This is a genomic window from Paenibacillus sp. GCM10027627 (assembly GCF_042675505.1).
Classification (GTDB): domain Bacteria; phylum Bacillota; class Bacilli; order Paenibacillales; family Paenibacillaceae; genus Pristimantibacillus.
Genome location: NZ_JBHTHB010000001.1, coordinates 1008342 through 1034331, shown reverse-complemented (window position 1 = coordinate 1034331; position 25990 = coordinate 1008342). Strand labels below are relative to the sequence as shown.

The 25990-nt window shown below is 47.7% G+C and carries 19 protein-coding genes and 1 pseudogene; 13 read left to right on the top strand and 7 right to left on the bottom strand.

Annotation, left to right across the window (positions count from 1 at the left end; genetic code table 11):
* Nucleotides 1–40 precede the first annotated feature (40 nt).
* The 4 genes from ACFQZE_RS04830 to ACFQZE_RS04815 are packed head-to-tail and all read right to left on the bottom strand — an operon-like array spanning nucleotide 41 to nucleotide 3597.
* Nucleotides 41–910: a MauE/DoxX family redox-associated membrane protein gene (locus ACFQZE_RS04830; protein WP_379354203.1), complete on the bottom strand. Its 870-nt coding sequence runs from the start codon at nucleotides 908–910 to the stop codon at nucleotides 41–43.
* An 8-nt stretch (nucleotides 911–918) separates the two neighbouring features.
* Nucleotides 919–1371, bottom strand: a complete 453-nt coding sequence (locus tag ACFQZE_RS04825) for a hypothetical protein (RefSeq protein WP_379354201.1) — start codon at nucleotides 1369–1371, stop codon at nucleotides 919–921.
* Complete coding sequence (locus ACFQZE_RS04820; RefSeq protein WP_379354199.1) at nucleotides 1349–3118, bottom strand: ATP-binding cassette domain-containing protein; 1770 nt, start codon at nucleotides 3116–3118, stop codon at nucleotides 1349–1351. The genes ACFQZE_RS04825 and ACFQZE_RS04820 overlap by 23 nt, the downstream gene beginning before the upstream one ends.
* Nucleotides 3119–3120: 2 nt before the next feature.
* A complete protein-coding gene (locus ACFQZE_RS04815; RefSeq protein ID WP_379354197.1) occupies nucleotides 3121–3597 on the bottom strand; it encodes a hypothetical protein in 477 nt (158 codons plus the stop codon).
* A gap of 910 nt (nucleotides 3598–4507) precedes the next feature.
* Here ACFQZE_RS04815 and ACFQZE_RS04810 point away from each other — a divergent pair.
* From ACFQZE_RS04810 to ACFQZE_RS04795, 4 genes are all read left to right on the top strand, one after another.
* A complete protein-coding gene (locus ACFQZE_RS04810; protein WP_379354195.1) occupies nucleotides 4508–6817 on the top strand; it encodes a M4 family metallopeptidase in 2310 nt (769 codons plus the stop codon).
* A 267-nt stretch (nucleotides 6818–7084) separates the two neighbouring features.
* Nucleotides 7085–7915, top strand: a complete 831-nt coding sequence (locus tag ACFQZE_RS04805; RefSeq protein WP_379354193.1) for an MBL fold metallo-hydrolase — start codon at nucleotides 7085–7087, stop codon at nucleotides 7913–7915.
* Between the two features lie 90 nt (nucleotides 7916–8005).
* A complete protein-coding gene (locus ACFQZE_RS04800; protein WP_379354191.1) occupies nucleotides 8006–8422 on the top strand; it encodes a MarR family winged helix-turn-helix transcriptional regulator in 417 nt (138 codons plus the stop codon).
* Between the two features lie 51 nt (nucleotides 8423–8473).
* The gene (locus tag ACFQZE_RS04795; RefSeq protein WP_379354189.1) at nucleotides 8474–9004 is read left to right on the top strand and encodes a DUF3995 domain-containing protein; all 531 of its coding nucleotides are present in this window, start codon (nucleotides 8474–8476) and stop codon (nucleotides 9002–9004) included.
* Between the two features lie 213 nt (nucleotides 9005–9217).
* Here ACFQZE_RS04795 and ACFQZE_RS04790 read toward each other — a convergent pair whose 3' ends face one another.
* On the bottom strand, nucleotides 9218–10561 hold the full coding sequence (locus ACFQZE_RS04790; protein ID WP_379354187.1) for a lytic polysaccharide monooxygenase: 1344 nt from the start codon (nucleotides 10559–10561) through the stop codon (nucleotides 9218–9220).
* 554 nt (nucleotides 10562–11115) lie between these two features.
* On the bottom strand, nucleotides 11116–11583 hold the full coding sequence (locus tag ACFQZE_RS04785) for a hypothetical protein (RefSeq protein WP_379354185.1): 468 nt from the start codon (nucleotides 11581–11583) through the stop codon (nucleotides 11116–11118).
* Nucleotides 11584–11903: 320 nt separating this feature from the next.
* Between ACFQZE_RS04785 and ACFQZE_RS04780 the strand changes: the two genes are divergently transcribed.
* From ACFQZE_RS04780 to ACFQZE_RS04755, 6 genes are all read left to right on the top strand, one after another.
* Entirely contained in the window at nucleotides 11904–13343 is a 1440-nt protein-coding gene (locus ACFQZE_RS04780) for an SWIM zinc finger family protein (RefSeq protein WP_379354183.1), read from the top strand.
* Between the two features lie 11 nt (nucleotides 13344–13354).
* On the top strand, nucleotides 13355–15214 hold the full coding sequence (locus ACFQZE_RS04775; protein ID WP_379354181.1) for a HEAT repeat domain-containing protein: 1860 nt from the start codon (nucleotides 13355–13357) through the stop codon (nucleotides 15212–15214).
* Complete coding sequence (locus tag ACFQZE_RS04770; RefSeq protein WP_379354179.1) at nucleotides 15211–16308, top strand: ATP-binding protein; 1098 nt, start codon at nucleotides 15211–15213, stop codon at nucleotides 16306–16308. Before ACFQZE_RS04775 ends, ACFQZE_RS04770 begins: the two co-directional genes overlap by 4 nt.
* The gene (locus ACFQZE_RS04765) at nucleotides 16305–18647 is read left to right on the top strand and encodes a DUF5682 family protein (RefSeq protein ID WP_379354177.1); all 2343 of its coding nucleotides are present in this window, start codon (nucleotides 16305–16307) and stop codon (nucleotides 18645–18647) included. Before ACFQZE_RS04770 ends, ACFQZE_RS04765 begins: the two co-directional genes overlap by 4 nt.
* A gap of 1 nt (nucleotide 18648) precedes the next feature.
* On the top strand, nucleotides 18649–19833 hold the full coding sequence (locus ACFQZE_RS04760; protein WP_379354175.1) for a VWA domain-containing protein: 1185 nt from the start codon (nucleotides 18649–18651) through the stop codon (nucleotides 19831–19833).
* Nucleotides 19834–20607: 774 nt separating this feature from the next.
* Nucleotides 20608–21372 (top strand): DUF3592 domain-containing protein, encoded by a 765-nt coding sequence (locus ACFQZE_RS04755; protein ID WP_379354173.1) that lies wholly within the window; start codon nucleotides 20608–20610, stop codon nucleotides 21370–21372.
* Between the two features lie 82 nt (nucleotides 21373–21454).
* Here ACFQZE_RS04755 and ACFQZE_RS04750 read toward each other — a convergent pair whose 3' ends face one another.
* Entirely contained in the window at nucleotides 21455–22366 is a 912-nt protein-coding gene (locus ACFQZE_RS04750) for a LysR family transcriptional regulator (RefSeq protein WP_379354171.1), read from the bottom strand.
* Between the two features lie 188 nt (nucleotides 22367–22554).
* On the opposite strand from ACFQZE_RS04750, the gene ACFQZE_RS04745 reads away from it, so the two are divergent.
* From ACFQZE_RS04745 to ACFQZE_RS04735, 3 genes and pseudogenes are all read left to right on the top strand, one after another.
* Nucleotides 22555–23016, top strand: a complete 462-nt coding sequence (locus ACFQZE_RS04745) for a DinB family protein (RefSeq protein ID WP_379354169.1) — start codon at nucleotides 22555–22557, stop codon at nucleotides 23014–23016.
* A 344-nt stretch (nucleotides 23017–23360) separates the two neighbouring features.
* Nucleotides 23361–24746: an alpha-helical endospore appendage domain-containing protein gene (locus ACFQZE_RS04740; protein ID WP_379354167.1), complete on the top strand. Its 1386-nt coding sequence runs from the start codon at nucleotides 23361–23363 to the stop codon at nucleotides 24744–24746.
* A 23-nt stretch (nucleotides 24747–24769) separates the two neighbouring features.
* Nucleotides 24770–25768, top strand: a pseudogene (locus ACFQZE_RS04735) (alpha-helical endospore appendage domain-containing protein); the annotation flags it as partial.
* Between the last annotated feature and the right edge of the window lie 222 nt (nucleotides 25769–25990).

Here is a 25990-nt window from a genome sequence, read left to right as displayed (position 1 = left end):
TTATTCCTCCTTTTTATTTTGCAAGCGCATGTTTCAACAGTCAACTGGCTGCATTCATTTTGGCATACATACCAATTTCCGTGTACGGCACTAGTTCTTCACCAATCAAGTCCAAAATTTCGCCGTCTGAACGAACAACAGTGGACCAGCGGGCATAGACCGGTGAATGGGCCTCCAGTACTGTAACTTGGCTGCCCCAGCCCCTTTGCTTCACCTTGATCAGCCATTCAGGTGCGTTCAGGAGGACAAGCCATTTGCGATCAGGTTGCAGCAGGGGAGAGGAGAGCAGTTGATCGATCGCTTTAAAGTCCGGATGCGAATACGAGACGGCGATGATCGTCATTCTCGATTGGCCGATGTGTCCAATTTTTCCTAGCAGTTCGTGCAGCTTCACTTTTTTTTGCCACTGAGTATGCATGCGATAGAAATAGGCAAACAGCAAAGAGATGGCCGCTGCACTCAAAATCGAGAAATTTGCAGGTGAAAAGGCCCGATCCGGCAAGATCGCGCTTGCCGCAACGAGCGCCAAAAGCGCGATATTCCGCCCAATCGGATACTTGTTCATCCAGCTGATAGAGCCAAAGCAAGTGCAGCTTATCGATTCATCGTGAAATAGAAACTTCTTTTTCCAAAGCAATCCCGCCGAAAATGCGCATAACAATCCGGCCGCGACGCTTCCCGTCCAAAGCGGACTTAGATCAAGAATAAATAAAACGCATAATCCGAGCTCCGTAATAAGTATCGCAAAGCCGACAAACGGAATAGCCCGTCCGGGAATAATCCGGTACGATGCAATGGAAAGTTTAAAATCGGGGAAAGTATGGCCGGATTTGCTTGTAAAAGCGATCGCAAAAATAGCGGCGAGCGACATATCAACGATGTAAGCGGAGGCTATAAGCCATATATCCATCGTCACAGCTACTCTTCCAATGCGAATAATGCAAGCTGGCCAGCCGAAAAAACGGTCGTCTCTTTCTCAATGATGCCGTTTTTGAGCCTTACAGCCATAGGGGTTTTGACTAGACCGTATTTTTTGCGGGCATCGTCGCGGTTTATCGTCAGCACAGGAAACGGGAATTGGAAGTGGCTTGCCATTACCGCATTTTCTTCGGGTGTTCCGTTGCACAGCATCATAAATTGGCCTGCAAACGTACTGGCAAAAGCGGATAATTCCGGGATCAGCGTAATACAGCTTGCGCAAGTGAGCGACAGATAGCAGATCACGGTTGTTTCCGCCAATTGCAAGTCAGCCTCAAGAGGATGGATCAAATAGGCGTCTGCACGATACTTGTATTCCTCCGGGTCGGCCATTTGATCGGCTACCGCCAGTGTGCGTTCATCAAATAAATCACGAAACGACTTTTTGCTCATGGTATGATTCCTCCATCTCCAAACGCTGTTCTCTCCACATCTCATAATATCTTCCTTTAGCTTGTAGCAGCCCTTCATGCGAACCGGACTCGGTAATAACGCCTTCATTCATGACAACAACTTGCTTGCACATCGTAGCCAGAGCCAGATTATGCGTCACAATAAGCGTCGTCAATTTCCCTCGTTCATTTAAAATTTGGCGCATTAGAGCCATTTCGGAAACGGGATCGACCTCTGATGTCGCCTCGTCCAGCAGCAAAAACGGCTTTTCTCTATACAAAGCTCTTGCTATGGCGATTCGCTGCCACTGTCCGCCGGACAATTGCCGCGCCCCCAACAATTGGTTGCCTAATACCGTTTCCAGATGATCGCGATATTCGTCCGGCACAAGCATTGGGTAACGTCTAATCAATTGATCTACCTTCGATTTGACTTCTGCGGTTGCCGTTTCCATTGCAATATTTTCATAGATGGAGAAAGGGTATTTCATATAATCTTGATTGACGACGGCGACTTGCCGGAAAAAGGGCTCTCGGGCTGTACTGCTCATGTCTTGCTGATCCATAAAAAATGTGCCGGGCCCGACATCGTGCAGCGCAAATATCATTTTCGCCAAAGTAGATTTGCCTGAGCCGTTTTGTCCAACGATGGCTATCGTATCGCCTTGCTTGACGGAAATATGGATGGCTTTCAATACGGTGAAATCAGGTGTCGCCGGATAAGAGAAATAAAAGTTTTGCAAAGAAATCGTCGCGATAGGCCGATCGCTCATCGCTCGAAGCTGTTCGGGTCGCTCATTATAGGTCGCGTGAAACAACTCGATTCGTTTCGTTATGAGAGGCAATTGTTTAAAAATCCTTCCACCGAACGCAAACATGAGCATGCTGCCTTGAATGACCGCTACAGCTGCGGTAATAGCTGCGTAATCGCCAAGCGTAATGGTTCCAGCACTTATGGAGCGTATTAAAATAAGCTGCACGGCAAAAAAACCAAGCGGTTGAAACAAGATGCTGATCGTCTTCCAAAACGCTTCCTTATCCCGCATCTGGTTCGTCCCTCGGATAACCGCTTTCGCCGCATCCATCCATTTGACAAGAAGGAAGCTTTTGTTGCGATAGATCAGCGACTCTTTAATCGCCTGCGGCTCAACCAGCAATTGACCGGATAGCCTCGATTGCACTTGATGCTGGGACACGATCTCATAATAATGCTCCATTCGAATGGATTGAATAATTTCGTGGGCAAGCGACGGGACGGAAAACAAAACGATCAGTGCAAAAGCAAGCCAGCTATGCTGAACGATTAAATACCCGTATATGGCCAACATCACGAGATGCTGCGCGATTTGGATAACGGAATTCATCATATGTTCGATATTAAACAGACTGTTGCGAATTATGTTGACGTCATTGGTAAAGGACGGAGTTTCCGAAGCGGTAATCGTATTTGGATTAATGCTGTTGTACAAATAATGCTCCAACTGATATGTGATCTTTAAAGAAAGACGACCGCCGACCAGTCTCGACAACTCGCCGATAACGAGCTCGCCCATTTTAACGACTGCGAGCGTTGCTGCAACCATCCCAATATCCTTCCAAATGAGGTCGGACATAAAACTATCGAATAGCCGCTTATTAAACGTAAAGCTTAGCCATCCCAGTACAGGCTGAAGGGCCAGCAACAGGATGGTGACAGCTACAAGCAGCTTGGATTCTCGAATCATAAGCAAGAGCCAAAACTTGAACATGGCTAACCCTCGACTTCGTGAAAAATACAAAAGGGTTCCGCTACGTCTTGATAGTGCCGGGGCTCGCTGCAAGGAAACATCGTTATGACCTGTCCTTCGGCATTGATTCCATAGGCCCAAGGATAGCCGTGCAAATTTAATTGCCGGAACACAAATTCGTCCGTCACGCGATAAATAGGCAGCTTCTCGGGAAACATGGATCTTGCTTTTTGATAGGCGGCTTCGTTTGCTTCAAGCAAAACAGTCACTCGATAGGAGGGATGCGATTCCAAAAAGATGTCCAGCGCTTCCATAGCAGGCAGACAAAAGCTGCATGTTGTGCTTAAGCTGACGAGAATGGTGTAAGGATCAAGGGGATCATAAAGAGAGGTCCCATGCCCTGGGATGATCAGATTTTCGATATAATCGCCGATATTGATCGGTTCTTTTCGGAATGGCTGAACAGCGGCAGGAATAAAGTCGGGTGTTCTCGTATTCAAGTCGGGCAACCTCCTTATGGGAGCGGGAATGCAAGTTGGCTCTTGCATTCCCGCCTTTTTGTTGTATGCGCTTACAACACTAGCTTATTTGCAGCAAAAATAGGCTCCGCAATAGCCACCTATAGAGACACAGCTTGCTATGCAGGGGGCTGTTGTTTATTCTGAAACGTTCCATATTATTATCCGTTTTTTCCGCGAGAAACTTAGTTTAAATACGCTTGTCCATCAATTGTGATTTAGCAGCAAACCGTTGGATTGATGCATTGGTAACCGTTTGCACAGACTAGCGTAACTTGTCTTCTGAATATGCTGCTGCCGCAAGGATTGGCTCCGCAATATCCGCCAATAATTTGACAATGCATCGGGCAAGGGGACATCTTTTTTCACCTCCTCTGTAGTCATAAATAGAGCATATCGTAAAAAGCAGTCCCTCATAAGTACCATAAAATATAGTACCCTCGAATGAAGGTTTTTTTGATCGATTAACCGCTTTCATTATGGACAGGACATCATGAGCCAAGCATAACTATCTATAAAAGATCAAATTTTTCTATGAAAAATTACGAATAAACCCACTAGTATTTCCAATATTTTGGTTTATAATCAAGGTGAAGTAAAAGCCGACTAAGCGCATAGGATAAGTGATAAATCTTTCTTCTCCTTGTGTTCACTCTTGCGCTCACTCCATTACCCGCTCTCGCTCTCAAATCGGCGAGGACTACACTTTGGCTAACAAGGCCGTCTAATCAAGCTGATTGCTCACCCCAAGTTGCTTTTCTCCCCCAACTGCGTACATCCTGATTAACTCACATAGAAAACAATCTGGATTTGTGGAAGGAGAGTGGATGTTCGACATTTTTCGGTGAAGCACCATGGTTGACTAGAAAAAAATTGGGTGGGAGATGATCGTATGAAAAAAGTGTTCAAACTTGTCGTGTTGGGTGCTATGTTGACGGCCGCAGCTGTTCCGGCAGCTTGGGCAGCGCCAAATGTATCGAATCCATCTGGAGATGTATTATTGCAAACGAAGGCTCCGCTAATCATTTCCCAGAAGTGGATTGCGCCTTCGAGCTTGACGAATGAGGATAAAGTATGGGCCTATTTGGAAGACAAAAAAGGCGTGCTCGGTCTAAGCGGCGATGTAAGCCAAGATTTAAAAATTGTAAAAGACGTCACGGATGCCGAAACGGGAACAAGGCATGTCAAGCTGAAGCAGTATGTGCAGGGGGTTCCAGTTTTCGGCGCGGATCAAACCTTGCATTTTGACAAACAAGGCAATGTAAGCTCGTATATTGGGAGCACATTTCCAGACAACGACGGGCAATCACTGGTTGGACTTATTCCGAGCATCAGCGCAGAGCAAGCGATTTCGATAGCGAATGAGGACGTAGAAAAGGAAATTGGCAAGCTGGGAAGCCAGCAACGCGAGCAGACAGCCGAGCTTAGCATTTATCCGTCTTCGGAGCAACAATTGCTTGTCTATATTACGGAGGTCAATGTGCTTGAACCTTCGCCAAAGCGCGTACGTTATTTTATAAATGCTGAAAATGGGGCGATCGTGGGCAAACTTAATTTGCTCCAGCATGCGGTTGGTACGGGCGTGGGCACTCTTGGAGATACTAAAACATTTAATACTACGCCAAGCGGCTCGCAGTTTGTGCTACAGGATACTACGCGCGGAAATGGAATCTTTACGTATACGGCCAATCAGTTGCGAGTTCTTCCAGGCACGTTGGTGGCAGACGCCGATAATGTATGGAACGATCCGGCTGCTGTCGATGCCCATGCGTATGCAGGCCAAGTGTACGATTATTTTAAAAACACGTTTGGACTTAACAGCCTAGATGGCAACGGACTCGCTATTCGATCGACTGTCCATTACGGCTTAAACTATAATAATGCGTTCTGGAATGGCGTACAAATTGCATACGGGGATGGGGACGGCTCTTTGTTCCGCGCTTTCTCGGCTGATTTGGATGTCATTGGCCACGAGTTGACCCACGCGGTTACAGAGTATTCGGCGGGATTGATTTACCAAGGTGAATCGGGTGCGCTTAATGAGTCGGTATCCGACATTTTTGGCAATACGATTCAAGGAACGAACTGGCTGCTTGGCGATGATATTTACACGCCAAATACACCGGGCGACGCGCTAAGATCGCTGTCAAACCCAACCGCTTACAATCAGCCGGATCACTACAACAATAGATACACTGGTACTGCCGATAATGGCGGAGTGCATATTAACAGCGGCATTAACAATAAGGCCTTTTACCTTCTGGCGCAAGGCGGGACGCATTCCGGCATTTCTGTAACTGGAATCGGCCGCACCGATGCAGCCAAAATTTTATACAGAACGCTTACGCTGTACTTGACTCCATCCTCCAACTTTGCGGCTATTCGTGCAGCATCTATCCAAGCGGCTACTGACTTGTTCGGCGCGAATTCTGTACAAGTGAACTCCGTTGCGACTTCCTATGCGGCTGTAGGGGTAGGCAGTGTACCAAATCCAGATACTCAAGCACCGACTGCGCCAACCGGACTTGCAGCTTCGGCAGTAACGAACACAAGCGTGGCGCTTGCATGGAATGCAGCTACGGATAATGTAGGCGTTACGGGTTACGAGGTATACAGAGGGTCCGTATTGGCGGCATCTACTACTTCTACTTCGGCAACGATAAGCGGATTGACTGCTGGAACAGCCTATAATTTCACTGTAAAAGCCAAGGATGGCGCGGGCAACGTATCGCCGGCAAGCAGCGCACTTGCGGTGACAACAACAGGCTCCAATCCAGTTGATACTGTGCCGCCAAGTTCCCCTACAGGACTTGCAACAACGGCAGTTACATCAACAAGCGTAACGCTTCAATGGAATGCCTCGACGGACAACGTCGGCGTAACAGGTTACAATGTATACCGGAATAACGTTTTGACAACGACCGTAACGGGTACCTCAGTTACCATTAGCGGCTTAACCGGAGGAACGACTTACAGCTTTACGGTAGCCGCAAAGGATGCGGCAGGCAATGTATCGCCGGCAAGCAGCGCTCTATCGGTGCAAACGCCAGCAACCATTCAGGCATGGGCGCCGTTTGTATCCTATCAGGTAAATCAACTAGTGACTTACAATGGCCAAACGTATAAAGCGCGTCAGGCTCATACTTCTTTGCCGGGCTGGGTGCCGCCGAGTGCTCCTGCTTTGTGGAGCGTGGTCAACTAACATTCAAGAGTTGTAAATAACAAGTAACAAACTCAAATTACACACAGGTTTTTGAGGGAGGCGCTGTTCGCGAATCTGCTGAGATTCGCGGGACCAGCGCCTTCTTTCGTATTCATACAGAAAAAATAATGGATGAGATTGAAGATGATACTAGGACTCTTCTTAATGGAATAATCAAGAAAGACAGGGAACCGATTTGACAATAGTTTAGTTAATAAACTAAACTAATAGAGCGTACCAAATACAGTTTAATGAGGAGGAGTCAAGATGATTAAAGCAACCGTGATTTGCGAAAACACAGTATTCGGTAACCTAAGAGCAATTGCCGAGCATGGCTGGGCCGTCTATATCGAGACGGATCATGGGCATTTTTTATTTGATACGGGTCAGGGGAAAGGCTTGACGAACAACATGAATAGACTAGGAAAAAATTGGTCGGATGTGTCGGGTATTTTATTAAGCCATCATCATTGCGATCATACGGGAGGGCTGCTGTCAGCGCTTCAAGCGATGCAGCAAACCGATGTTCCCGTATACACTCACCCGCAATTGTTTAAAAAAAGCTATCTTATTCGATCCGGTTATAGCTATATCGGAATTCCTCATCCAGAGGAAACGCTGCTTGAAGCAGGAGCTAAGTTTATGTATAACCGGGATTTTGTTGAAATTGTTCCTAACCTGTTTTTAACCGGAGAAGTGCCAAGAACCAATAATTATGAAATCGGGGATACGGATATCGTTTTGGAAACCGAGGGCGGTTATGTCATTGACCCGGTTGAAGATGATCAATCGGTCATCATTCGAACGGATAAAGGGCTTTTTATTATATTGGGCTGCTCTCATGCCGGGATTATTAATATCATTAACTATTCCGTGGAAAAGACCGGTGAACATCGTGTTCATACCGTTATCGGAGGCACCCACTTATGGGCGGTCAGCGAGGAACAGAAGGAGAAAACGATTCAAGCTTTGCTGGAAATGAACATTGAACGGATCGGTGTTTCCCATTGTACCGGCTTTGAAGTCAGCGCTAGATTGGCGCAAGCATTTGGAAGCCGTTTTTTCCATTGTAACGTGGGAACTGTAGTAAGCGACTAATCGATAATCGTCCTAGCCCTTGACAATGCGGCAGGGGTAATCTAACTTGAAACTAATGGAAGTTAATTGAATGTAGGGGTTAGATTTATTTTGGACAATAACCATCATGTAATTGGTCAGCTTATTCACAGACTTCGCCGGATGGAGAGGGAACCTCGCACGTTTGGCGAAGCGGGGGAGCTTAAGCCATCGGAAATGCATACAATTGAAGCGATTGGATATGGAAACGGTATTCTTATGAGCGAGCTTGCTCAGAAGTTAAGTATAACGAAGGGCGCAGCGACACAAATTGTATCCCGTCTTGAAAGAGAGGGATTCGTACGTCGGTCCGCTCATCCACTGGATTCAAGGGCCGTCATAGTTGAGCTCGCTGAAAGAGGGAAAGTAGCTTTTATATCCCATGAGAATATGCAAATGGAATTTATAAATGCACTCCGCGAAGAGCTTGGAGAAGACGGGTATCGCATTTTTGAAAAAGGTTTGGCCAAATTTATTGAGTTTTTATAACATATCGACGCAGGTAGACCGGTTTTCTTATGGGAAGGATGTGTCCTAAAGTTGAACACGGAAAAGACGACTATTCGACTGTCGGCGATTAAGCAATCCCAAGTGAAAACTTGGGCTGCATACGGCGCGGGCATATGGGCGTTTTTGTTTGCTGCAATGTGTTTTTATTGGGCTGGCGGAGGAACTTTAGGGTTGGGAACGCTTGGGGACGGAATGAAAGAGCTGGCTCACGCTAGAGCGTCTGCTTTTGTTACTGCTTTATGGGTTACCGCCTTCCTAAAATTACTGCTGGCGTTGTTAGTGCTTTCGCTTGTTCAGCCAAGGACTCGGTTCATACCGAGGTGGATACTGTTAATCTTTACTTTTGTTGCAGGTGTGGGATTGAGCTGGTATGGTGGGGCTGGCCTAATCAAGGTGGCGCTCATGGAAGCGGGTGCGACGAATATTCCAGCTGCGATTGGTCCGCAGGCCGTTCGGTGGTATCTCTGGTTTTGGCAGCCTTTATGGCTGGCTGGAGGCATTTTGTTTTTTACTGCAACTTGGCATGGCTATCGTGCGAGTCGATACCGAAATAAAAGGTAGGCCCCCAATCCCGATCTCATTTTGCTGTTTATCGATCTTCGGCTTATGCGTATGTGCTGAGCGCTCCAGCGGTTTCTGGCACAACTAAATGTCCGAAAGGTCAACGACGGATGAGCCAGCAAATGTAGAGCCAAAAAGCCTTCAAATCCACCGCTACAGTGGGTTTGAAGGCTTCCTTTTTTTTCTTGAAATCACATTACACGAGGGGCGACCTTAAGGAATAACCTTCCAAACGGTAGCTCCGGAAGTGCCTGGCGTTTCGCCTTGCGTCCACCATTTAGCCTCGTAGTTGACGCCATTATGCGTTACTTTGTTTCCAGCGACATAGACGGCTGTTGAGCTCCATGCCGGATAAGTGGTAGGAGTATTTGGCGTGGTGACGGTAAGTACATTGCTTGCTGCCGATACATTGCCCGCATGATCAAGCGCTTTTACCGTGAAGGAATACGAAGTATTTGCCGTTAAGCCCGCAACAGTGTATTGAACGGCTGGTGACGTCACAGTTGCGACATACGTGCCGCCGTTGAAGATTTGATACTCCTTGACTCCGACATTATCGGTCGACGCATTCCACATCAGCGGGACGGATGTCGGGGTGGCCGTACCCATCACATGGAGGCTGGATGGTGCGGTAGGCGCCACGGTGTCCGGGCCGGTTGTGTTTTGCGTGGTGAAGGTGACGGTATTGCTCGCACTGGATACGTTGCCTGCGGCGTCGAACGCCTTAACCGTCAAGTTGTACGTCGTGTTGGCCGTCAGATTCGTCAAATTAGCGGAAAGAGCTCCTGTTGTAGAGGCGATCTGGTTGGAACCGTTGAACACTCGGTAGCCCGAAACGCCAACATTGTCGGTGGAAGCTCCCCATGAAACCGTTGCCGTTGTCGTACCGACATTGGAGGAAGTGGCGCTGGACGGAGCGGTAGGAGCAACGTTATCGGTAGGACCGCCGAAATTAACGTCAATGACATTGTAGAACGCATTGTTTGTATCGTAAATTTCCCATACAGCCAAAATGACCTGGTATCCTGTGCGGCTAGGAATGTTGCAAGTGTCGGAATAAGATCCGCCTGGCTGAGATCCGCCTGAGCTTACGCTGCAAAATGGAGTAAGGTCGAAGGAAGCACGGGACAGTGGAGCATTAGGATCCCAGTTTTGTTTCGTAATGTAATATTTCCAGCTAGTAGTGGCATGAGGAACCTTAATGTACCAGTTGAATGTATAAGAGCCGGGGCTGATGTTTACCTTCGTCCAACGGGTAGCCGATTGTTGATCGAGCTGTGTGAACCATGTATTGGCGCTGGCAATTTTTCCATCTGGAGGTCCAGCTGCGGGGAATCCTTTTGCCCCTTCTAAACTGTACGGCTCATATATAATTTGTCCGCAATTCGTATTTTGACCGTTTGCGCATAACGCCGCCCGGCTGTTCAGAACGTTGCCGTGAGCGGAAGCTTTTTGAATAAACAACGTATTTGTCAAACCGAACACAAACGTAAAAATGATACCGATTACAAGAAATAGCTTTAGCTGTTTAGAAGTAGACAAACGTAAAGTAGACATTAATGATCCCTCCATCGTCATCGTTTTTTCAATCAGCTTGCTTCAAACCGATAATGCGACTTGAAATACCGATTCATCCAGAACGACAATTAAACACCATGTTTACGTGAAGATGACCACCACCCTTCATTTGTTAAGGTCGCAGCTTCACCATGTTGAACTTGACGAGAAAGAATATGAGACCATGAAATGTTTTAGTACTAAAGGATTCAATTCGAGGTGTGCCCAAAATGACTCTTTGTCCACAATTGTTTTTGCGTATAGGAGAGGGAATATTTCTAATAGAATTATAGCAGAAAGTGGGTCTGATAACTGAGTTTGGAACCTTCAAAATACCCTTCTTTTTCCCCTAAAAGCATAAATGGCCCTAGGGAATATAGGATAATACATAGGTGCCAGTCGGTTGATTTCAGCGTCGCTTTGCATCTGTTTGCAATAACTAGCTATTCGCGATTAGGTTGCCATTTCCTTCCTTTGTTTAGAAAAAAAAGCAACCGCTTCAATAACGGCTGCTTTTATGTATGATTCATCCTACATATTGAGCGTTTGACGACTTAAGGCTGCTGAGGGAGATCGTCAAAATCCAATGGCTCACCCCAAGGGATATCATCGGGCTGCAAAGGAGCATCGTCAGGCAGCCGAGGGAGAGCGTCGGACTGAGATGGGTCGTACCAAGGGATATCATCGGGTTGCAAGTGTGCATCGTTAGGCAACCAAGGGATATCGTCAGACTGCAAGGGTTCATGCCAAGGGGCTTCTGTTATGAGACCGAACGTTTTAAGGAGATCATATACTGAAAAAACAAGAAACAGGAGCACATTAATAATGATCGCCCATCGAATAAGCTGCCTCAAAGCTTTCGGAATTTGATTCAATCGCTTTGGATTTAAAAAGCCATTCACGGCATCATAGTGCTTAATGACATCATTAAAGCCTTCTCTGTGGGAATAAGCATCCGTATAGCTGTCTGACTGAGTGGTGTGAATCGTTTTATCCTCGAAAGGATTGTATTTAGGTTCCATTTTAAACCTCCCAAAAAATGATTCATTAAGAAAACGTTCTCAGTAGGCATTTAGTAGCAGTGAATGCAAAGAAGATTTTAAAAGAGTCGTTCATTCCAATAGTACGGATTTATTTCAAATTTCGATATTAATTTACAATTAATTTTCTATTATTGTAATATAACTATTAAATCGCATATTTTGAAGGCGGTGAAGTGCTCTATAAAATAGATTCGAATGGTCGAAAATAGTCCATAGATTGTGTTCGAATTCCTCTAGGAGTACATATAGGGCTATAGATATACATATCAGCATTAATAGATAACCGGGAGGGGTTTCGTTTGATCGAGATTACAGAAGCATACGTTGATTCGCTGGCGCTTAATGCTTCAGCCATCAAAAATGCGCAAGGACTTGTTAAAAAACGCAATTTCGTGGAGTTGCACCATTCAGAGGATCAGTCCTTGTTATTTGGCGAATGCTCTGGCAGCGGGCAGTCCAATTACAAGTGTTCGGCCGATTTTATTCGTCCGGAGAAGCCCGTACTGCGCTGTACATGCCCAAGCCGCCAGCTTCCTTGCAAGCATGCGCTAGGTTTATTGTACGCTTACGTGAGCGGAGCTGCTTTTTCAATGGGAGCAGTTCCCGACGATCTTGCAGCAAAGCGGGATAAAGCGGAGAAACGGGAAGAGAAAAAGGCGCAGCAACCTTCCGAGGACGCGGAGCCGAAGCCGAGAAAAACAAATAAGGCGGCATTAAAGAAAAAAATCGCCACTCAATTAGAAGGGCTCGATCAGTTGGAGAAGCTGGTTCTCTCGCTTGTTCGCAGCGGGTTAGGCACAGTTGACCGAAAAACGGTTAATGCCATTAAAGATCATGTGAAGCAGCTTGGCAATTATTATTTAACAGGAGCGCAGACGGAATTGCGACGTTTGGTGAATCTGCTTTCTCATAGAGTCGATCAGGAAAGCGTTTATACAGATGCCGTTCAGCAGCTAACGCTTATCCGCGCATTCATTAAAAAAGGACGCGACTACTTGACGGCAAAGCTTGACGATACGGAGCTGGCTCTGGATCATGAGTCCACCATCGAGGAATGGCTTGGTCATGCATGGCAGCTCGCTGAGCTGAAAGAATACGGGCTGATGACAGAAGATGCCGAACTGATTCAGCTTGCATTTCTAAGCTATGATAATGAGGCGCGGCAGGAATATGTAGACCTTGGCTTTTGGCTAGAAACGAAGGCCGGGGAAGTTCATCGCACGGTGCAGTACCGTCCGTACAAAGCTGCAAAGTTTATAAAAGAGGACGACAGCTTTTTCGACGTCGCTCAAATTAAGGAGCTTTACCGTTATCCGGGTGAGATGAACCGTAGAGTTCGTTGGGAAGAAATGATTCCGCGTCCTCTCTCGGCGGATGACCTAGGTGCGGTTCAAACGGCAGCGCAACGCTCCTTTCTAGATGCGGTGAAGCTGGTAAAAAATCAGTTGAAAAACCCGCTTGGCGATCGCCATCCGGTCATGCTGCTTCATGTGGCCGAAGTTCGCCAGACGGAGAATAGAAGCTTTGCAATTACCGATGCGTCTGGGCAACATCTAGCGCTTGCCGATATTAAATCGTTCGGTCACCCGACAGTCGAGCTGCTGCCAAGTGTAACGCCGGAGGGGTTAGTTGATATGACGATGCTCGTTATGTTTGAGCATGATCTTGATAGCGGCCGACTTCTTATACAGCCGCTCACAATTATTAAGGGCGCGGACATCATCCGCCTCATGTATTAGGAGGAATTGGGATGAGTACAGCATTGCTGCAAGAGCTTCATCAGGAAGTAAGGCGGCTTTTTATAGCAGGAAGCGATCTGGCAGCCGATGATTTCCGGCTGAAGAGGCTGCTGCCGCAATTCCAGCAGTTAGGCGAGCGGGCGCCGATTTTTAAGCGGCTTGGAGAAGGGATCGAATCCGTCATTGATCCTTCGGTACAAGGAACCAGTACGGCTGCGGAGAGACTGCTCGATATCGGGCTGCTGCTAGGATCTGTGTTGCGCACATTAGGAACCGTAACCCCGGAGGGGGAGCTGTCAGCTATAGTAGGTTTTTCGAATACATTGACGACAAAACATTCGTACCGCAAGCTGGCAGCGGTCCGAGAGGCAATGACAACAACAGGCGGGGGTCGCTATGAAATTATAGTGGATGCCTATAATGAAGGAATGTTTCAGGACCTACGTTTGCTGAATCATGCTATTTCCGCGCTGAGCGATCCGTATGCGGAGATTGCGGAATTTGCCGAGGCTTATATTTTACCTTCCTATGGGGAGCAAATAGTTTCGCATTTGACTGGGTCTTTTAATCTATTGGGGGGCAAGGCAGAAACGAGAAAATTGCGGGTACTGGGGAAAGTTGGAGGAGACGCCGCGCTGAAATTAATTGTTCAGGCGTCCGAGAATGGTACCGAAGAAATAAGGGCAGCTGCCATCCGGCTGTTTGGGTCCTATCCGAAATACGAGTCCGATTTGCTTGCCTGGACTAAGGATAAGAAAAAAATCATTCGTGAAGCAGCCTACCATGCTTTGGCGGAAGCGGGAACTCCGGCTGCAGTGGAGCGGCTGTACGAGGCTTTCTCCGGCAAGGATATTGACATTGCTTCGGAAGCTGCAAGGAAATGCCAATCAGCTGAGTTTGATCGAAAGCTGATTCAGCTTTTGGTTCGCGAGCTGGAGCAAATTGCCCAAGAGCTAGAAGCTGAAGAGAAAAAAGCAAAACATTGGGGAGAATCGGCAAGGATTCGAATGCAGTGCTACCTCCGCGCTCTGGACGGAAGGCAAAGCGCTGAAATGGAAGACATGTATGCCTATGTCGTTGGGAAATATGATCGGTTTTCCTCGGTCGGTTGGTCGGAACTGTTCGATCATGCGGCTGATTATTTGGAGAAGACTGGTTCAAGGGCGGCATTGGGGCTGCTTTATCAATTGGAACAATGCAACGTGACTTATTTGCCAAATGGATTCCGTGCTTCGTTCCGTATTTTATCACCTGAGGAACTATTTGAACGTTATTCGGTTATGAATGAAGACAAGCCAAAATCTAAGGTCAAGGCAACTGCTACACGCAGATATCAGATTATAACGGCGATAAGAGAACTTGTTCTTTCTTCGGAACAACGAAAGTACCCTGCGCCATGGCGCGATCGTGCAGAGCCGGTCACTGAGATTGCCAATATTCTGCTTCCTCAAGATCGGATAAGAACGGAGTGGGATGAGCGTTGGTTGAATTGGCTCATTGAAAAAAACGAACCGTTGCTTGTAAGTGTATTTGCTAAACCAGACCATAAAGCTTGTACGGAAGCCATATTGAAAGGGTTTAAAGAAACTTTGAATTTGCTGGGCTCGTCTTCAGACGATCTTGATGTAATGCTAAGTGGACTGGAACGGGCGGAAGTCCCTCCTGCTGCTAGATGGGAAGTGCTCGTAACCGTTCTGGAAGATTTGCGGAACTCCGGCTGTTATAGAATTGATGAGTTTATTATGGATCGCATTTACACAATCCCAGCGTTTTACAAAGATCGTATTGCAGTGATAGTGCCACTATACACTTACACGGCGAGAGAACAGCTTCAATACGTGCTGGATCAAATGGAGGAGATGAGCAAATGAGCAAGAGCCAAGAGCAAGACCAATTGAGGCTACCATCGGAGACGCTTTATGCAGAGGAGATAGCAGCACTGCGGGCAGCGGACAAAGGAAAAATTCCGGCCGGCTGGCAAATGTCTCCTCAGTCTGTACTGACGTTTATAACGGGAGGTATGGCAGGGAAAACCGTAATTTCGCCTAAATATATCGGCAACAAAAGGCTCGTCGAGATGGCGATAGCCACTTTGGTGACGGATCGTGCTTTGCTGCTCATTGGAGAACCAGGTACGGCTAAATCTTGGCTGTCGGAAAATTTGACGGCAGCGATCTATGGCGACTCTGGGCTAGTTGTGCAAGGGACGGCTGGAACAAGCGAAGAGCATGTGCGCTATTCCTGGAATTATGCCATGCTGCTCGCCAATGGACCAAGTCAGGAAGCTTTGGTGCAAAGTCCGGTCATGAGAGCGATGGAAGCGGGAGGAGTAGCGCGGTTTGAGGAAATTTCACGCTGCGCCTCGGAAGTTCAAGATGCGTTAATTTCGATCTTGTCCGAAAAGACGGTTTCAGTACCGGAACTTGGAAAGGAAATAAGCGCGCGCAAAGGCTTCTCTATTATTGCAACGGCTAATACGAGGGATCGGGGAGTAAACGAAATGTCGGCCGCTTTGAAGCGGAGGTTTAATATTATCGTGCTGCCAACGCCATCTGATATCGAGACCGAGATTGAAATTGTGAAGAAGCGAGTAGCGGAAATCGCAACAGCTTACGACTTGCAGGCTGCGGTTCCGAGTGAAGAGGCCATGCGCAGAGTGGTAACTATCTTTCGCGAGCTGCGAAGCGGCATGACACTAGACAAAAAAGAGAAGCTGAAATCTCCGGCGGGTGTGATTTCGACGGCGGAGGCCATTTCTCTGCTCACGAACAGCATGGCGCTTGCAGCCAGCTTCGGCAACGGCGAACTGTCAGATGAGGACTTAGCTGCCGGCCTTCAAGGGGCAATTGTGAAGGACGACGAAAAAGATAAGCTCGTTTGGAAGGAGTACCTTGACAATGTGATGAAAAAACGCGGCGCTGAATGGCGCGGTCTCTATACGGCTTGCCGGGAGATGAACGAGTGAGTGCGCCTGCGGTAGAAGCTGTACATATTTTCGGTGTGAGGCATTTGTCTCCCGGTGGAGCAAAGCATTTGCTCGACTTTCTGGATCATATTCAGCCGACAGCTGTATTGATTGAGGGACCTTCCGACGCTACGTCGGAAATCCGTCATTTGACGAACAAAGCGACTAAGCCGCCTGTTGCTTTGTTGGCTTTTACAGATGAGCTGCCTGTTCGAACGGTATTATGGCCGCTAGCCGTTTATTCGCCGGAGCTTCAGGCGATGAAATGGGCAGAGACGAATGGCGCGGCTTCAGCTTTCATCGATTTGCCATCCTCAGCGGTGCTTGCTTTTCAAGGGGGACGGCATAAGCCCTATGCAGGTGAAGAAGGGGCAAACGAAACCGAACCTGCTCATGAGCAGACCAAAGAGGATGGACGAGATGAAAGCTCGATCTATAGCAAAATTGCAGAGCTTGCCGGAGAGCATGACTATGATATGTACTGGGAGCGCCATTTTGAACAAAACTTGAATGCGGGTACATATGACGCAGCGATTAAGGCGTTTTCCATTCATATAAGAGAACTGTCAGAAGAGAAGGAGAAGCTTTCGGATCGAACGGAATACGCTTATAACGCCGTTAGAGAAGCATATATGCGTCGCAATATTATGAAGATGATCGATGCTGGTCATAAGCCGGATCGTATTGTCGTTGTATGCGGCGCATATCATGCGGCTGCTCTCGCCGATTTGAGCGAAGCGATGACGGATGAGGAATTGGCCGCGCTTCCGGCGCGCAGCACCAAACTGACGCTCATGCCTTATTCGTATTTTAAGCTGTCCGCGATGTCCGGTTATGGAGCCGGCAACAACGCGCCTCATTACTATGAAATGATGTGGGAGCGCATGATGGACGGTACGCTGGAAGATTTGCCCCATCATTATGTAACAAACGTTGCTCGCGCGCTGCGCGAGTCAGGCACTCATCGCTCCACAGCCGAAGTTATTGAGGCGGTGCGACTTGCAGAATCACTAGCTGCTTTGCATGGCGGAAGCGCGCCTACGCTGCGCGATTTGCGTGACGCATCGCAAACGCTGCTTGGTCGAGGAGAATTGACTGTTGTGGCAGAAGCTTTGGCCCGTACCGATGTAGGAACGGCTATCGGCATGCTCGCGGACGGCGTGAGCCAAACCCCCATCCAAGCAGATTTGCAACGGTTGTTTAAGCAATTAAAGCTGGAAAAGTATCGAACCGCGATTGCGACTGATTTGGATCTTGACTTGCGCGAAAATAGGCGGGTTAAGACGGAAGAGGCCGCATTTTTGGATCTTCATCGTTCCACTTTATTTCATCGGCTTAAGTTTCTTGGCATTGCCCTAGCGAAAAATAGGTCGAGCGGTCAGGAGAATGCAACATGGGCTGAACATTGGATCATTCAATGGTCCCCGGAAGTGGAAATTCAAGTTGTAGAAACAACGCTGCTAGGAGAGACGGTTGAGCTTGCTGCCGCTTATTTGCTGAAGCAGCGGCTGGAGGAATGCGTCGTAATTGCCGATGCCTCGAAGCTCATTCGTATCGCTTGCGAATGCGGAATGTTGTCGCAGCTGGAATCGGCTTGTCAAACATTGCAGAGGCTTGCAGCCGATAGTCGCGACGTCGTCCAAATCGCTGCCGCGGCACGAGAGCTTTCAATGATTATTAGCTATGGAGATATTAGACGGTTCGATACCGCTCCGCTTTTGCCACTGCTGGAGCAATTGTATACGCGGGGCTGCCTGTTCCTTCTGGATGCCAGCGGCTGCAACGATGAAGCGGCCCACGCGATGGTAGCTGCGATAAATGAGCTAAACGCCATCACGCTTGAGCATAGCGATCAAGTGGATGAGCGATTATGGCTTTTAGAGCTTAGCCGCTTGGCAGAGAGAGACGACCGCAATCCGCGATTATCCGGTTTTGCTTGTGCTATCCTGTTGGAACGAGGCGAAATTTCGATGCAGCAATGTGCAGAGGAAGTATCTCGCCGGCTTTCTCCTGGTATTTCGGCCGACATTGGCGCAGGCTGGTTCGAAGGGCTGTCGATGCGCAACAGGTACGCCTTGTTGTCTCGCTTAAGTCTGTGGGAGCAGCTGAATGAATATATTTTGTCTTTGGAAAATGAACAATTTTCACGCGCTCTTGTCTTCCTGCGGCGGGCCTTCAGCACATTTGCTCCCAAAGAGAAAACGATGATTGCCGAGCTGCTCGGCGAGCTATGGGGCATACATGCCGAGCAAGCGGAAGAACTGCTAGGCGGAGAGTTGAAGGAGGACGAAGCAAAAATGATAGATCAATTAAATGAGTTTGACTTTGAGGATTTTTAATATGAGTGCAGTTGAAGATCAGAAGGCCATATCGCGTTGGCGGCTCATCCTTGGCAAGTCTGCGGAGAAACAGCTGGAAGGCTATTGCGGGGGTGGGGGAATTGAGTTAAGTGAAGATGAACGAATTATGGATCAAGCGCTAGCCGCCATATATGATGAAACGAGTGATGGCATAGAAAGCGGCGGAAACAGTGGGGCCGGCAAGTCGGCGCCGAAGCTGTCAAAATGGCTGGGGGATGTGCGCAGCTTGTTCCCGGACGATGTTGTTTCTATCATTCAGCAGGATGCGATGGAACGTAAAGGCTGGAAGCAGCTTTTGTTTGAGCCGGAGGTGCTGTCGCAAGTCAAGCCGGATATTGCACTGGTCGGCACGCTGTTGTCCTTGAAGGGGAAAATTCCGGAGAAAACGAAAGACACGGCTAGAATGCTCGTGCAGGCTGTTGTTGACGATCTTGTGAAGCTGATGGAAAACAATATTCGCCGAGCGGTGACCGGAGCTCTCAACCGCAGGCAGCACTCGCCGCTGCCGTCCGTGGCCGGAATCGATTGGAAACGAACGATCCAGCGTAATCTGAAGCATTACAATGCCGAGAGACGCCAGATCATTCCGGAAAAATTTTATTTCTTTGACCGATCCCAGCGAAGCAAGGAATGGACCGTTATTGTCGATATCGATCAGAGCGGATCAATGGCGGATTCTATCATTTGGGCATCCGTTATCGGCTCGATTTTCGCCAGCATTCCAGCGCTGGATACACGGGTAGTTGCTTTTGATACAGAGGTCGTGGATTTGACGGAGCAATGCGGGAACGATCCTGTTGATATGCTGTTCGGCATCCAACTCGGTGGCGGTACCGATATTAACAAATCGGTTGCTTATTGCGAGCAATTTATAAAAGAACCGAAAAAGACGTTGTTTATTATCATCTCTGACCTTGAAGAATACGGCAATCGAGGGGCATTGATTAGAAGGATGCGCGAGCTGAGGGAATCCGGGGTTAGCACGCTATGTTTGCTTGCCTTGTCCGATGAGGGAAAGCCTTCTTATGACGAAGAAATGGCAAAATCATTGTCGCGTGATGGAACGCCTAGTTTTGCCTGTACGCCGGCCATGCTGCCTATGCTGGTTGAAGGGGCCTTAAAAGGGCATGATTTGTCCGCGCTCGCTAAGCGAGCTTCTAGCTGATAACCCTCTTTGTTTCGTGTTCTATATGTTGATGAATCTCTAGTGAAAGTGCGATGTTGAGCAGACATCGCACTTTTTTTATTTGATCACGAAAGGATCGAATCGAAACTTTGTTAAAAGTTTTTTTCGATAATCCAAACTTTTTTTTAAAGACCGTTCGAACATATGTATAGGAACGCAATCATTCAGGCGAGTATGAAACTATAGCACTTTAAAACATTCAAATATAGCTAGTGAATATTGGAGCCGGAAAGAAATAATGGTAGAATATTGTCGTGACTTCATAAACGAATGAAGGAGACTTTTTCGTGACCATTGGACTTCCATATATGCGTATGCTGTAAGCTCTAAAAAATGATGATTTGAAAGTTGTACAATCGCTAGTTAGTTTAGGTTTTGACTTGACTACTGTCATCTTTGCAGGCCACGGTTGATAGATGCATAGCAATATGTTCTTGACCGTGGTGCTGATATTAATGCGATTAGTCATGTCAAAACGAGTGCTCTCTGGCATACTGCATGCAACATTGATCGTATCCTTGATTGGGAATACCATGATGAGGATGATAGTGATAGTGATAGTGATAGTGATAGTGATAGTGAAGTTAGAAGTGAAGACTACTGAAAAGCACGGCCGGGAGGAGATTCATAAGCTGATTGATGGCAAGAAAAATAGAAGGGGCTGGTTTCTCCACAACTTCACACATGTAGTTTAGGATACCGAGAACCAAAACATAAACAGTCATGCCTAACATTTACTAAAGGAGTTCTTCATTGAAAAAACTACATTGGATGGCCTGGATCACCCTGTTTGCATCCTATAAAAATTTATTATTGTATTTGCTATCATTCATGTGTTGCTTGATTACGATAGAACATATGCAATTAGATATCAAACGACCGAACATGAGCAGTATGACAACCGCTGAGGTAATTAAGGCAAATGAAGCTTTTGCTCATAAAGGATCATACATTATGAAATATGAATTTTCATACACAGTAAATGGAGAGCATTATGTAGGGGGATCTGAAGAAAGAAGGGCGTCAAGCGATTTGCCTAGTTATATAGCGGGGGAAACCGTACAAATAGTATACAATCCACGTTATCCGCATGTTTCTGAAATAGTCGGCACAACGAACAAAACGCACTATCTTCCTGTTTCCATCGGAATAACCTTCCTTTTTATTATTATGCTAGCCTTTTCGATTTGGAGAGGTACGGATTGTGCACGAACATTGCGTACAGGGAATTTCTCTCAAGGATATGTCTATCGCACTAATAATCATTACAATGCGTCGCATACCATTGGAAGACAATCTTTCTATAGGATGTTCTTATACGGTTACAAATTAAAAGAAAGTAAAAGTGCAAAAATCATTTATAATCCTCTAAAACCGAGTTCCTTTTATATCCTGTCTCGATTACCCGTTAAGTACATCAAACCATCAAATACGTGGCAGCCTTCTGTCTATTCCTTTATTCTCCGAATTTTAATTACAGCATTTATACTTCTGTTATCTTATTCATCAACTCTATGAACTGCAAATGATTGCAAAAGGTACCTTGCAGGGTACCTTTATTTAATGGCCACGACTGTCCAATCATGGTTCACAGAGGCTCTCAACCTAACGAGCGAGCATGATGGTCTTTTACATTCTGAATGAAAGATTGCAATTCCTTTATAAACAGCTTTGCGGCTTGACCCATAAATTTATCCGAGCGATAGATAATGCAGATATCTTGACTCGGCGTCGGCTTTAGCAAAGTGACGGCAGAAATATTCTCATCTTTAATATAATCAAGCAGCATTTTCGGGAGAATAGTCGCTCCTATTCCTTGATTGACCAGTGACAGCAGCGTCGATAGAGTGGAGGTTACAATCGGGTTGTCAATGACAATGCCTTGCTCCTGGCAACAAGCTTGAACCACTTTGGCGATCTGATGGTCAGAACCGAACATGACCATTTTTAGATACTGAAGCTGCTCGAATGGAATGGCTTTGGACTTGGCAAGAGGATGATCCGAACGGATAGCCAAACAAAACTCCTCATGAAACAAAGGGATAACAGCAATTCGTTCATCCGTCTTGGTTGGCACGGTTGTCACTCCGAGGTCTCTTGTCCCGCTAAGAACTTGTTCATATACATCTACGGTTTCTGTCACATTTATTGAAAGTTTAGGATAGGCCTTATGAAGATCAATAAGTAGAGCATCAAACAGTAATTCTCCGTCCCCTGGCAAAATGCCGATATCAAGCCGTCCCCCATCTATCGTTTTGAGATCCGCAATCGCCTTTTTGGCGTAATCGACATGTTCAAATATAAGTTCACTTTGTTTAAGCAATACCTTTCCCGCATCGGTTAAAGTAATCCGTTTGCCGATCCGATTAAAGAGCGGGAGGCCAAGCTCGTTCTCCAGAAATTTAATTTGCTGACTCAAATTGGATTGAGTGGTGCAGAGGTTTTCTGCCGCCCTAGAGAAATGCATCTCCTTACAAATCGCAGCAAAATATTCAAGCTGTCTAAGCTCCATAATCTGATGCTCCTCTCGAAACCGTTGTTCACCGCCATTATATCGCTGAAAGTTCATAACCAGCAATTACTAATTATTGATTAGTAAAACCGATCAATTGCATCGGAATCTCGTGATTGTTGAGTGGAAGCAGTGAAGGTAAGCTAAAGGTGTGGAAGAAACAACCCCATTATGAGGAGGAGTCAACAATGACACAAGCCATTTTAAATACGGCCCAGGTGCTTCGGCAAATTGTAATCGGTACGCTCGGACAAATATCGGAAACGGGGATGGACACCCAGCCGGAAGGCTTCAATAACACGATCCGGTGGAATGTTGGACATATCGTTTATTGGATGGATAAATATAGTACGCTAAGTTTCAACTCGCCACCTCAACTGCCAGAGCTTTACGAAGCCTACTTTAATTCGGGAACGAAACCTTCGAATTGGGTAGAGGCGCCACCTTCTAAGGAAGAGCTAATGGAGCAGTTGTCGGCTCAGTTCGCCAGACTGTCCCCATTGACTCCGGAATTGCTTAATACAAAGCTTCAGTCCCCATTTGAGCTTGGTCCATTTAAATTCCATACATCGGGAGAGCTATTTAACTTCGCTTTGATGCATGAAGCGATTCATTTAGGAGTCATATCGAGCCAGCTTAAGCTCGTTTAAGCAGCATTCAGAGGACAGCAGCCAAAGAGGCTGCTGTCCTCATTTTTTAGCTGCAGGTTAATTATTCCAATAGAAATGCCAGCTTCGAGCAAAATGGAGGAAGCGGGGTGTTCGGCTAACGGACTCCGCAAAATAGATAACTCGATACCGTTTTTATGGAAATCTATTAGCAGTCCATTCACACTGCAGCTGAAAATAGATGAGATAACCAGCACAAAACGTAGCCTTCGCAATAAGCTATAGCAAGGACTTCTATGAAAACAATGCATTTTCATTCTTTTGACGCCGTTGCTCCACGGCGTCCTATTTTCAATTACTTCATTTTAAAAAGGAGGAAACTACTAATGTCGCAAGCTAATATTCCCAATATTACTCCGGGGATCACTGTAACTCGTGATGATGCGATCAACCTGTTATTGGCCTCTATTGCACTTGAAGAGCTAGGACTGAGCCATGTTATCAACGCAGAAGCGGAGAAAATACAGTATGTGCTCGGCACCCTACCAGGTTTAAGCAGTCCTGCCACGATCAGTGACATACTGGCGATTAATGAGAGTGTCAGAGATACGCTGAATGTGACGACAAAAAAAGATATTGTATTGAGTTCTATGCTCACATGTGTGCTTGATTCGGAAGTGACCATCGGAGCTACTGGGGCTACAGGAGCAACGGGAGCTACCGGACCAGGAGGTACAGGAGCGACCGGAGCAACAGGAAGCACGGGAACAACTGGAGGAACAGGTGCAACTGGCGACATAGGAGCGACCGGAGCCGCCGGAAGCACAGGAGCGACAGGGGACACAGGAGCCACTGGAGCGATAGGAGCCACAGGCGCTGTAGGTGACCCAGGAAGTACTGGGGCAACTGGGGACATAGGGGCTATAGGTGAAACAGGAGCAACTGGACTGACTGGAGCAATTGGTGATATCGGGGCTATAGGAGACCCAGGAAGCACAGGAGTCACAGGCAATACCGGCGCGACCGGAGCAGTTGGGGCTACAGGAGCAACGGGGGCAACGGGAGCAACCGGAGCAGACGGGGCTACAGGAGCTACGGGTAGTACCGGACCAACTGGGAGTATAGGAGCAGCCGGAGCAGATGGAGCTACCGGTGCAACGGGTTCGACTGGCGCGACCGGAGCTTTGGGGGCTACGGGAGTAACAGGTCCAACGGGGCCTTGTCCGATTTGCCCTCCTGGTCCAACGGGGCCAACAGGGGCCACCGGATTTGGTGCGACTGGAGCAACGGGAGCCACCGGTGCAACCGGAGCAACCGGACTGACGGGAAGTGTTGGGGCTACTGGTGCAACCGGGGCTACTGGCGACACGATTACGAGTGCCAATGCAAACTTCATTACGACCATTAGTCAAATCGTGGCGGATGGTTCGCCTATTCTTCTGCAATCGAACAACGCCGTCAACGGTACTCTCATTTCAAACACGCCCGGTACCGGGACGATTAATCTTGCCGCAAACCATACGTATTTTGTGTTCTATGCTGCTCAAGCGGTCGTTGCAGGCACTACTGCGTCCACAGTGCTGAATTTGGACGGCATAGATGTTCCGGGAACGGAGTCGATATATGTGACAACTGTAGGGACTCCTGTACAGTTGCAAAACCAAACCATTATTCAAACGGGAGGCACGCCTTCAGTTCTGCAGCTCTTAAACACATCGGGCGCCGCGACCGTGTTCAACGATACTTCGATTTCCATTTATACTCTTCAATAAATGAAGGAAAGGAGAGCTGCCCAGTGTCACAAGCGAATTTGCCTAATGTAACACCCGTAATCACATTGACTCAAGATCAGGCCATCTCATTGCTGCTCGCTTCGATTGCGATCGAGGAGCTGGGACTTAGTCATATTCTCAATGCAGAAGGAGAGAAAATTCAATATTTGGTCGGTACCCTGCCGGGCTTAACGCCCCTAGCTACAATAAGTGATCTGCTGTTAATTAACAACAGCGTTCAGAACACGATTACTGCGTTAGCCAGACAGGCTCTCTTATTGGAATCTAAGTTAGACAACATCTTGCAACTTGATGTGTCTAGAGGAGCAACTGGCCCGACAGGGGCAACCGGCGCGTCAGGCACTACAGGGCCGACTGGATCGACTGGGTCTACCGGACCGACAGGGGCGACGGGAGCAACTGGTGCTGTTGGAGCAACAGGAGCAACCGGGGCAATAGGTGCTGCCGGTGCTATTGGTGCTACCGGTACAACAGGCGGGACAGGCGCGACAGGCCAAACGGGTACGACTGGGGCAACAGGACTGACAGGAGCGACGGGAGCAACCGGTGCTACTGGAGCAACTGGCGCAACGGGAGCAACCGGGGCAACAGGTGTTACTGGCGCGACTGGGGTTGCCGGCACTACAGGGGCAACGGGCGCGACAGGTGCTACGGGTGAAACAGGAGCAACCGGAGACACAGGCGCGACTGGTTCTACTGGCGATCCGGGCGTGACAGGGGCAACCGGCGCAACTGGCGCAACTGGATCGACTGGAGATACAGGAGTAACGGGAGCAACCGGCGCAACTGGTTCAACGGGTGCCACCGGTGCCGATGGAGCGGTTGGACCCCTCGGTACTTGTCCAATCAATTGCCCGCCTGGCCCGACAGGACCAACAGGTTTACCGGGACCGACGGGGGCCACAGGGGCGACAGGAGCTACAGGTGTAACGGGAGCAACCGGATCTACAGGGGCAACGGGCGCAACAGGAGCAACGGGAGCTACAGCTCTGGCAACGGCTAACTTCTTGAGTTCCTTCTCTACAGGACTAAGCTTAGGCGGAGGAACTTTCTTGCCGTTTAATACTGTTCGATTGCAGCAGGGCTCGCTTATATCTCTAACTCCGGGCGATATTAACATTTTTGTACAACCAGGCCACACCTACTACGTTGCATTTACCAGTGAACTTGAAACGGCAACGGCTGGCAGCTCCGACTTACAGCTCTTGTTTAATGGAGCGGCG

What these genes read in the sequence shown, in the direction of transcription:
- ACFQZE_RS04830 (WP_379354203.1), bottom strand. Translation starts at nt 910, where the DNA reads ATGGATATATGGCTTATAGCCTCCGCTTACATCGTTGATATGTCGCTC.
- ACFQZE_RS04825 (WP_379354201.1), bottom strand. Translation starts at nt 1,371, where the DNA reads ATGAGCAAAAAGTCGTTTCGTGATTTATTTGATGAACGCACACTGGCG.
- ACFQZE_RS04820 (WP_379354199.1), bottom strand. Translation starts at nt 3,118, where the DNA reads ATGTTCAAGTTTTGGCTCTTGCTTATGATTCGAGAATCCAAGCTGCTT.
- ACFQZE_RS04810 (WP_379354195.1), top strand. Translation starts at nt 4,508, where the DNA reads ATGAAAAAAGTGTTCAAACTTGTCGTGTTGGGTGCTATGTTGACGGCC.
- ACFQZE_RS04805 (WP_379354193.1), top strand. Translation starts at nt 7,085, where the DNA reads ATGATTAAAGCAACCGTGATTTGCGAAAACACAGTATTCGGTAACCTA.
- ACFQZE_RS04790 (WP_379354187.1), bottom strand. Translation starts at nt 10,561, where the DNA reads ATGTCTACTTTACGTTTGTCTACTTCTAAACAGCTAAAGCTATTTCTT.
- ACFQZE_RS04785 (WP_379354185.1), bottom strand. Translation starts at nt 11,583, where the DNA reads ATGGAACCTAAATACAATCCTTTCGAGGATAAAACGATTCACACCACT.
- ACFQZE_RS04775 (WP_379354181.1), top strand. Translation starts at nt 13,355, where the DNA reads ATGAGTACAGCATTGCTGCAAGAGCTTCATCAGGAAGTAAGGCGGCTT.
- ACFQZE_RS04770 (WP_379354179.1), top strand. Translation starts at nt 15,211, where the DNA reads ATGAGCAAGAGCCAAGAGCAAGACCAATTGAGGCTACCATCGGAGACG.
- ACFQZE_RS04760 (WP_379354175.1), top strand. Translation starts at nt 18,649, where the DNA reads ATGAGTGCAGTTGAAGATCAGAAGGCCATATCGCGTTGGCGGCTCATC.
- ACFQZE_RS04750 (WP_379354171.1), bottom strand. Translation starts at nt 22,366, where the DNA reads ATGGAGCTTAGACAGCTTGAATATTTTGCTGCGATTTGTAAGGAGATG.
- ACFQZE_RS04745 (WP_379354169.1), top strand. Translation starts at nt 22,555, where the DNA reads ATGACACAAGCCATTTTAAATACGGCCCAGGTGCTTCGGCAAATTGTA.
- ACFQZE_RS04740 (WP_379354167.1), top strand. Translation starts at nt 23,361, where the DNA reads ATGTCGCAAGCTAATATTCCCAATATTACTCCGGGGATCACTGTAACT.